The sequence below is a fragment of the Nostoc mirabile CHAB5784 genome (genome assembly GCF_020829645.1).
GTDB classification, from domain to species: domain Bacteria; phylum Cyanobacteriota; class Cyanobacteriia; order Cyanobacteriales; family Nostocaceae; genus Nostoc; species Nostoc mirabile.
In genome coordinates this window covers 1-7,953 of sequence record NZ_JAIVFS010000194.1, presented here as the reverse complement: position 1 = coordinate 7,953, position 7,953 = coordinate 1, and the positions used below count along the sequence as shown (strand labels likewise).

Below are 7,953 nucleotides of genomic sequence, written 5' to 3'. Positions count from 1 at the left end.
GACAGTTTCTGATTGGTGCCAAAACTGCTGCAAGAAGTCACTCACGATTTCTCCAAATTGATTAATTTTTATCGCTTTTTAATGTGAAGAAATATTTCGCCAACAGTGTCTTCGCTATATCTACCCCGGGTAAGTGCGTTCGCTACAGCTTGTTTTAGTTTCTCTGGTTCCTTGACTAAGCGAAGTAACGGACGAGCCTGACGCTCATTTTTGATGTGTCCCCCCAACTCGCCAACTGCGTCTATGACCTTTTTGGCTCCTAGCAGTTGGTTGATTCGTCGGTATCCGCCCCAGGCGTATAATTCACGCTGGCAGTATTCTGAAAAGTTTTTATATCCAGCTTGCAGGTAAAGCTGCTGTTCCCGCATTAAGAGGATTTCATCTACCGCGAAGCACTCGAATCTGTCGATGGCAGTGAAGGTTTCCTGGATGCTGGTGTTGAGGTTGCTGTAGTCAAGGATTGAGGTTTGTTCAGAGCTTTCGGCGCTCAAGTTTGTGCATGATACCAGAGGATTTGATATTGTTTGTGTAGTCATAGCCTTATCTATCGGTTATGTGCCGTCCCCACTGGTAGCCTGAGAAACTTGCAGTGGGGATTTATAGATTTATATCTGCTGCTGACTTATTTACTTCCGCATTTGTATTTCTAGTTCTTCATCTGTGTTTTGCTAATTGGTCGCCCTCCATAACGGGCAACCTTTTGCTTATGCCACTTCTTGATGTTGAACAAAATCTAGCAGGGGAGGAAATATCTTTGATTTGTCAGCAGAAACCAGTACAAATACTACATTCTTAGAAATCGGTTCCTGAATATAGTTATGAAGAATAGCAAATGCTCTTGTAGTAAGGTAATGAGCATTTCTCAACAAAACTACAACTTTAGACGCATCCGACTGTGTAAGTAACGTTTCTATCTGCTCGATTAGCCTTTCAATATCTTGGGCTTCATAACCCTCGGTGGCTTCAAAATCTATAATTTGGTCACATACAAAAGATGTCATTGTTTTTCCTCTGTGTTTTCAACTTTCTCAAAAGTTCCATCAGCACGTCGCCGCCAGCCTGACACAATCACATCATCTTCAGGATTACGAGGTTTAGAGGGATCGCGCCAATCATAATCAACAGTTTCATCAGATGGTTTTGGCTCTATGGGAGGTATTTTTTCTTGATTTGACTCGTTTGTTTCACTCATACAACCTGTATCACTTGAACTTAGCAGAAGGTAGAAAAATTTATTTGTTTACCCACCTTCTGCTTTTTGTTGTACAATTTATTGTAATTCATCAGCGACGCATTGCGTTACTTAGCAGCCAATAAAATTTAACCCGCCTTGTCGTTTGACGGAGGCGGGCTTTCTTTCATAATTTGAAGGACGCGATCGCGTTGCAGCCTGAGAGATTTGTTCTCCTCTCTCAGGCTGCTGATTTTTTTGACATTTCTTGCTGTTGCTTTTCTAGTAGCTCCAATCGCTGTCCTTGCACTGAAAGCATTTCGTAGACCTTCTCCAAGTTTATTTTTTCTGTCACCTGATTTTCCTGGCGCTTGACAAAATCTTCAACTATCTCGTTAAGCAATTGTGATGGCCTAAGTCCTCTGCTTTTAGCTATCTTTTCTAACTCTTCTTTTATTTCGCTGCTAGTGCGAAAGTTTATTTGTGTGTCTAGCTTCATCGCTCTCCAGTACTTTGCGTTGCAATACTTTTACTGAATTATATTCTTCTCCTTATTAAAAAGGAAATTTTGCGTTGCAACTATTGACTATGCAACGCAAATACGTTACATTATATTTATGAGGTGAAAACAAAAGGCGATTACCTTTTGGCAATCTCAAAGCCCACCGAACCTTGACAGCACAATCCAGAGTGACCGATTGAGGAGCAACCGAGGCACTGGCATCACAAGAGTTGGCGAGGGGTACACAGCCGGGAAATGGATTTGCACTTAATAAAAAATTACCAGCAGGACGACGGGCGGCAGATTATTTGCACTAAGTCACAGGTATTCTCTTTCCCCGTTCCGGGAAAAGAGAATTAAACGACATTGAGTTACAGCAGTCTACAGCAGTCTTTAGACGGCTATTGATTATCGAATAACTAACTTTCTTGCTCATCTAATACCCACTCAAATCGCCGCTTTAATTCGTTGCAGTGACTACGCGGTAAAATTCCATCATGCTGAAGTCTGCCAACTACAATCCCCGGTGCAATGCCAATTTCAGCAGCAAACTGCTCAATACCCACTTTAGTGCGTTGTTGACCTGATGCTAGAAATCGCTTCAACTCAATAGGGGGGATAAGTATGTCCGCAGCGAATTTGTTTGCTTCTTCCTCCTTGGCTAAATCCTCAACAGCAGCAACACCTTTCCCTTCCAGGAAGACATCACGCTTACCATGCAGCAGAATATGACCAGATTCATGGAAGAAAGCAAACCATAAATGGTCATCAGTTTTATGCCGCAGGCTGAGTTGAATCAGCGCTTTCTGAGGATTTAACCAGCGTGTTGCTCCACAGGCTCTTGTCTTGGGAAGTTCCGGTATAAAAACCACAGCCACACCTGTTTCAGCACACAGCCGCACTAATTCTGGTTGAAAAATCTCTGGTGATTTCATCGTTAGAGCGCGGACTTGTAGCAGTGCCTCCCTAAACTTATTGGCATCATAGGTAGCACAAGAAATCTCACCAGCTTTAATTTCTCCTTGACGCAGCCAAGCGGCCATTGCCCCATGCTCACTTTGAAAAGCCTGGGATTTCCGAAAATCCACATGAGTACGACACCATATTCCCTCCCATTGTTCAGGGGAGGCGACTGCGAAAAAATTTAGCACTTCCCGCAATTGTTCAACTTTGTCCTGATAGCGCCGAATCCAGCCAGACTTAATCATAGCTGTAACAGGAATTCTTTTAAGCCATGCTACTTGCTTTTCTAAGCGCTCTTTTTCTTCCTGTTGCGCTAAAAATTCTCGGTATCGTTGTTCGTGGTTGTTCCAAAAACTAGCTGGGATATTAAATACACGCTCTAACTGCAATGCGGTTTCAGGAGTAATAGCTGCTTTGGCATTGATGATTTCGTTAATTGTTTTTTTAGGTCTCCCTGTACGTTCCGCCAGTTCAGCTTGGGACATACCCCGCTCTTCAAGGATTTCTTGAAGAGTCTCCCCAGGAGGAGAAACGTAATCTGGCGTGTATTGATTTTGGATTGCATTACTCATGAGTATTGTCCACGCCCAGTATTCTAACGGCTGTTACTTTATTCCAGTCGATGCCACCATCTGGTTTGGTAGGAATTGGTTCATCTGCTGGCTCAAATATTAGCCGATATGGATGATCCAAATCTAGCGATAACTGACCTGCTCGGTCTTGAAGCAATTCGTGACATCTTCCTGGAAGATTTCGCATATCTTCAAGTACGTTGGCATCACGTAAATTATCTAGTCGTCTTCGGATGCGTTTTGCTCTATCTGCACCATGATTTTTCTCTAGAAGCCTTTGGTTATTGCACTCTTTTTCAAATTTACGATTATTAAATACAATATCCATTGTAGCAAACTTCTATTAATATTGTTAACCCTTAAGGTTAATAACATTCTAGGCGCTTGAACTAAAAATGACAGGAATTACCCAAAAATTACCGTAAACCTGCTCTATGATAGTACATTTGTTCTAAATCGGCTTCATGCTCAAAATTTCAGCTTTTTCATCTGATACCAGCTTCACCATTGGCAGACACGATTAGACTTCTGCTCATTCAATACCGCATTACTCCTGATTTAAGCGCAATTGTCAAAAGAGGTGCTAGTTGATGATAGACCTTTGTTTTGGCTGATTATACCTACCCTATTCCAGATCCGGGAATATAATTTTCGGTTAAGTTGCATAGTAAACTCATGCTTTAGTCCATCTAGTAAGAAAGAACCATCTCCTGATTAGCGATCGCCTACCTTTAGATATTTGCTAGTGAACCTTAATTTTTGGGAACTCTATTAATGTTCACAAAAATATCTGGAGTAACTATGAAATTTTATAAATCATATATTTTGCTGAAATTTATTTACTAGAGCGTTACCAGTTAAAATTGAATCCCTTTCCATCTGTGAACAATTTTTGAGAGCGGGAAGACCTCATCTGCTAACCAGAGCGAGGACGTTTTTTAATTATCTGACTAATTAGACTGATGTCGCTCTACTATCAACTATAAACAAGGAACAAAACATGACTGGTACAGTTTTTCAGATTGGAGTTACTAGTTGCGGCTACATAATGGCTGATCTGGTAGAGCATCATCCTGACAAAGTAATTGGGACATTTTGGCTGCCATCTACCCCCAAGGATTACGACGAACTAACTTGTAAATGGGTGGATTATGTTCTAGAGGAAAATCAAGCGCAAGCCCTTTTAGACGATATCGATATTTTGGATAGCGAACCCCGTCTGTATACTCACACGGTAATTCTTTTAACTGGAAATCCCAACAATCCAGGCGATTACTCATTTCTGGCTGGAGTAACACGTTTTCTCGAAAGCGCATCTTTGCTCAAGGCGCTGGCGAAGCACAACATTCCAGCACATACCGAAGTCTCATATCCCAGTTCTTTCTATGACCTTGATACTACAAGTTATGATATCTGGTCAAAGCTTAGTTTAGCCGACTGGGAAGAATATATTCGGCTTACGCTGGTTTCAGTTCACGGTCAAGAAATGTTGCGTAGTTGGTGGGAGCGATTAGTAGCCCGCTAAAGAAACGCATCAACTCTGTAAAAGCTGACCAATGAGTGCAAAAAGGATGATTATGACTGAACCAAAAGAAATTTGCAATGTAGATTTAGGAAGTTCGCTACTCGATAACGAGTACACTCTTTACGAGGATGGACGCGTAAAAAGGTACTATGACGACAACCAATGGTCGCTCAACAATCTGGATTGGCTTGAAGGCAAAACCCTAAGCGACCACATCAAGCAGAAATTGCTCGATAAATGTCCTGAAGAATTAAAAGAAAAGGCGAGAGAACTGCTTTACCTGTAGTATATTGTCACCTGTGGGGGAAAAAGTCGTTATATGGCTGTTTGACGACATTTCTCCAAAAAAAGCGCGATTGTCCAAGGGATAGTGCTAAAGGTAATCGCAACCACCTACATATTAGCGATCGCTAATTACTATCGGGACTTAAATGAACCCTATTGCGGAGACAGTTGAAATTATTTTACCGGATGGTAAAGTCCGTCTTTTACATTCCATTCCCATCCCACGCTCATGGGGTCACGGTTACGCGACCAACTGATAAATTCTTTGACGCTCTTGTTTTCCCTTTCTGCAATGAGACTTTGGTGGCTTACAGCAAGTCTTTGGGCTAAACTTTCATTATTTCTGGGTTGCAGTTCAACTTGGGGTTGTTGGTACGGGTGCGCTTGTCTTCGAGGTCTGGTGTTGCTGTATCTACCATCCGCGATTGCCCTCTCTATGAGTTCCAACTTCTTGGTAATTGTTTCTAGTTTAGTGTCGAGATGGGATTCCAGGTTTTCTAGCTTCTTCTTCAATCTGCCGGAATTCTTGATATCAATCTTGCTATCAAACTTAGATGTTAATTCCTCTAAGCCTTGCAGCAAGGGAATTGTATGCCCTTCTCTGTGCAGTTTGGATAGTTGGCGTACTGCTGGAATTAAAGCAGTAGGGACACGAATCATTTCGCTAGGTGGGGTCTTGTCGTCAGCCATTTGATATCAATTTTGATAGCAATAAACTGATGATAGATGAAAAGCGATCCGTTTTTTCAAAGCCCAGATGCTATGGAGCGATCGCTCTCTTAGCGGGCGGAAAGAATGGGAGCGCCGCAAGCAATTGGATGCCATCAACAAAGTTTTGAATGGGATAGAAGCCGCGCTTATAAAGGTTAGTCAACCGAAACCAGTCAGATGAGCTTGAGTATTCACCGATTCATGTGGGGGAAGTAGACTCAGAATACCTGAGCTTTTGGCAAGAAGCAGACCACGTATTGCAACAAATAATAGAACCCACATTCCGCACCCCAAGTGTCACAAACGGAAATTACTGAGAGAAAAAAGGCAAACAAGAATAAAAACAGACATATTTAGACAAAAAAGACATAAGAATCGTCATCAATCACTAAAAATGGCATCAAAACCTATTGTCAATAAGGAGCAATAAGAACTGATGGCAAATAGATTCGGGTGAGATAAATAAAAGAAGATGTTAAAGACTGAAATCATAAATTAAAATAATGAATTGAAGTAGCAAAACTAGATTTTTGACATAGTAAATTAGAGCTATGAATCAAAACGATGAGCTTCAGGTAACGTCTATATTAAATTAATAAAGATAAGAATTATCTGATTAATTGATAATAACGGAGACAATCATCTGGGAAAAGATTCAGGATAAAATCCCTATCTTGAGTCCAATTAGAGACGTGTTTTTCGTTGTTAAATTCAACTAAATGAATACACTGAAAGCGTTGAAATATCCAATCGTTTTGTCGGGCGGTCAGTTGCTTTACCTAACTGATTTTTAATCGTTGATTTAGACTCTCTGAGTGATAACAGGGATATGTTAAATTTTTTAGCTGTATTTAAGGCGATTTTCAAAAATATTGTATCTAGCCCTTTTATAAATAGTTTATCCATGACTCTCCCTAGCTTATCATCATTGAGATACTCTGGCTTTACTCCCTGTCCTATTAAATGCTCACAGGCTATTGTTTCAAAATATTGGGGAAACATATACAAAGGTTTGGATACAAATCCTAACCCGTTCAATATCATGGCTTTCACTACATGACCTGGACTGACTTTTTCTCCTTTCTCTTCACCTATTAATGAGAGTGATTGTTTCGACTAATCCTATTGCGTCTATGATTCCTGCTACTATTCCTAAATGGTCTATGTTCTGAATTTCAATGTGCTCGGCATTCAACTTCCCTTCAGTATTCTCCACGACTTCTGTTGCAATTCTCTCATTGATCTTTTTGTTATCAATTAATTTTTTTAACTATGAAGTTTTCTCTTTCTTCTGTCCTCATTACAAAACTTCACTTTCTGATCAAATCCCCAGCTTAATGCTATTTTCTTTCATTAAATCTACTTTCTCTTGAATCTATCTTAGTTCCTGTGTACTACTTTGTCAGCTTTTTATTGATGTGTGACAGTTAGGGTGCGGAAGGTGGGCTGTAAAATTGACATTAATTCTGTTTCTGTCACACCACCAGCGATTTCCATGACATGATTGGCAGGGCTACTGTAGACATAGGATTCATTAACCTTAAGTTGTCGCCCTTACCCCTGTTAAGGGGGTGTAATTTTGAATCCCAAATAGGCTGATTTGCTCAACCGTTACCAGTAATATTTACCGATACCAGAAATTGAGTACACCTAATTATTTAAACGTTGAAACAGGTGGAGAAGTTTATGGAATTTACAACCGAGCTATAGCACTTTTAGAATTCATATCCTTAGCTCATAGAACGCTAATTTTATCTTTTTTACCTGCTTCCTTAAGCAGTAGCGAATTCTGTTAAACCTCGTTTACTGGGATGATGGAAACCCAAAACAATATCGGCTTGAGGTATTCCGGCTGATAGCAAATCATCAACAACGCATAAATTAGTTGCATCTTCTTCCACCCAAACTTTACCGTTTTTAATGCAGAGATAGATGATAATATACTGTATCTGCTTTTTGTCATCCCAGCCAAACCGAAACCAAAGATATTGATCTCTTTTTTCATCAAAAGCCAAGCGATCGCTTACTTCAACTCCCGTATCTTTTATAACTTGAGTATTAGTAGTTTCGTAATACTCAGTCAATATCTTCTTGATAAGACATCTCCAAAATAGTAACATTCTCTGGTAAAAGAACATCAAAGAGCTTTTTTAGCACAGAAATATGAGCGATATACTGAATCACATTAAGGCGAATCCTCAAGAAACGAAGCGATTAATTGGTC

At 40.3% G+C, this 7,953-nt stretch carries 10 protein-coding genes and 1 pseudogene; 2 read left to right on the top strand and 9 right to left on the bottom strand.

From position 1 onward, the window contains the following. Positions 1-68: 68 nt before the first annotated feature. The 6 genes from LC653_RS43480 to LC653_RS43455 all read right to left on the bottom strand — a co-directional run bounded on the left by LC653_RS43480 (position 69) and on the right by LC653_RS43455 (position 3,536). Positions 69-536, bottom strand: a complete 468-nt coding sequence (locus tag LC653_RS43480) for a hypothetical protein (RefSeq protein WP_229501460.1) — start codon at positions 534-536, stop codon at positions 69-71. Between the two features lie 168 nt (positions 537-704). Beyond that, on the bottom strand, positions 705-1,001 hold the full coding sequence (locus tag LC653_RS43475) for a hypothetical protein (RefSeq protein WP_229501459.1): 297 nt from the start codon (positions 999-1,001) through the stop codon (positions 705-707). Next, the gene (locus LC653_RS43470) at positions 998-1,192 is read right to left on the bottom strand and encodes a hypothetical protein (protein ID WP_229501458.1); all 195 of its coding nucleotides are present in this window, start codon (positions 1,190-1,192) and stop codon (positions 998-1,000) included. The genes LC653_RS43475 and LC653_RS43470 overlap by 4 nt, the downstream gene beginning before the upstream one ends. Positions 1,193-1,412: 220 nt before the next feature. Beyond that, on the bottom strand, positions 1,413-1,670 hold the full coding sequence (locus LC653_RS43465; protein WP_229501457.1) for a ribbon-helix-helix domain-containing protein: 258 nt from the start codon (positions 1,668-1,670) through the stop codon (positions 1,413-1,415). Between the two features lie 422 nt (positions 1,671-2,092). Then, complete coding sequence (locus tag LC653_RS43460) at positions 2,093-3,208, bottom strand: HigA family addiction module antitoxin (RefSeq protein ID WP_229501456.1); 1,116 nt, start codon at positions 3,206-3,208, stop codon at positions 2,093-2,095. Beyond that, entirely contained in the window at positions 3,201-3,536 is a 336-nt protein-coding gene (locus LC653_RS43455) for a type II toxin-antitoxin system RelE/ParE family toxin (protein WP_229501455.1), read from the bottom strand. The genes LC653_RS43460 and LC653_RS43455 overlap by 8 nt, the downstream gene beginning before the upstream one ends. 672 nt (positions 3,537-4,208) lie before the next feature. Between LC653_RS43455 and LC653_RS43450 the strand changes: the two genes are divergently transcribed. Together LC653_RS43450 and LC653_RS43445 are read left to right on the top strand one after the other, a co-directional pair. Next, positions 4,209-4,733, top strand: coding sequence for a hypothetical protein (locus LC653_RS43450; RefSeq protein ID WP_229501454.1), 525 nt, complete (start codon positions 4,209-4,211; stop codon positions 4,731-4,733). Positions 4,734-4,785: 52 nt separating this feature from the next. Further along, positions 4,786-5,019 (top strand): hypothetical protein, encoded by a 234-nt coding sequence (locus tag LC653_RS43445; RefSeq protein ID WP_229501453.1) that lies wholly within the window; start codon positions 4,786-4,788, stop codon positions 5,017-5,019. Between the two features lie 173 nt (positions 5,020-5,192). Here the strand turns inward: LC653_RS43445 and LC653_RS43440 are convergent, their stop codons facing one another. The 3 genes and pseudogenes from LC653_RS43440 to LC653_RS43430 form a co-directional block, all read right to left on the bottom strand. Then, entirely contained in the window at positions 5,193-5,708 is a 516-nt protein-coding gene (locus LC653_RS43440; RefSeq protein ID WP_229501452.1) for a hypothetical protein, read from the bottom strand. Positions 5,709-6,545: 837 nt separating this feature from the next. After that, positions 6,546-6,960, bottom strand: a pseudogene (locus LC653_RS48165) (DUF4277 domain-containing protein); the annotation flags it as partial. Positions 6,961-7,501: 541 nt separating this feature from the next. Beyond that, a complete protein-coding gene (locus LC653_RS43430; protein WP_267923435.1) occupies positions 7,502-7,849 on the bottom strand; it encodes a XisI protein in 348 nt (115 codons plus the stop codon). Positions 7,850-7,953: the final 104 nt, after the last annotated feature.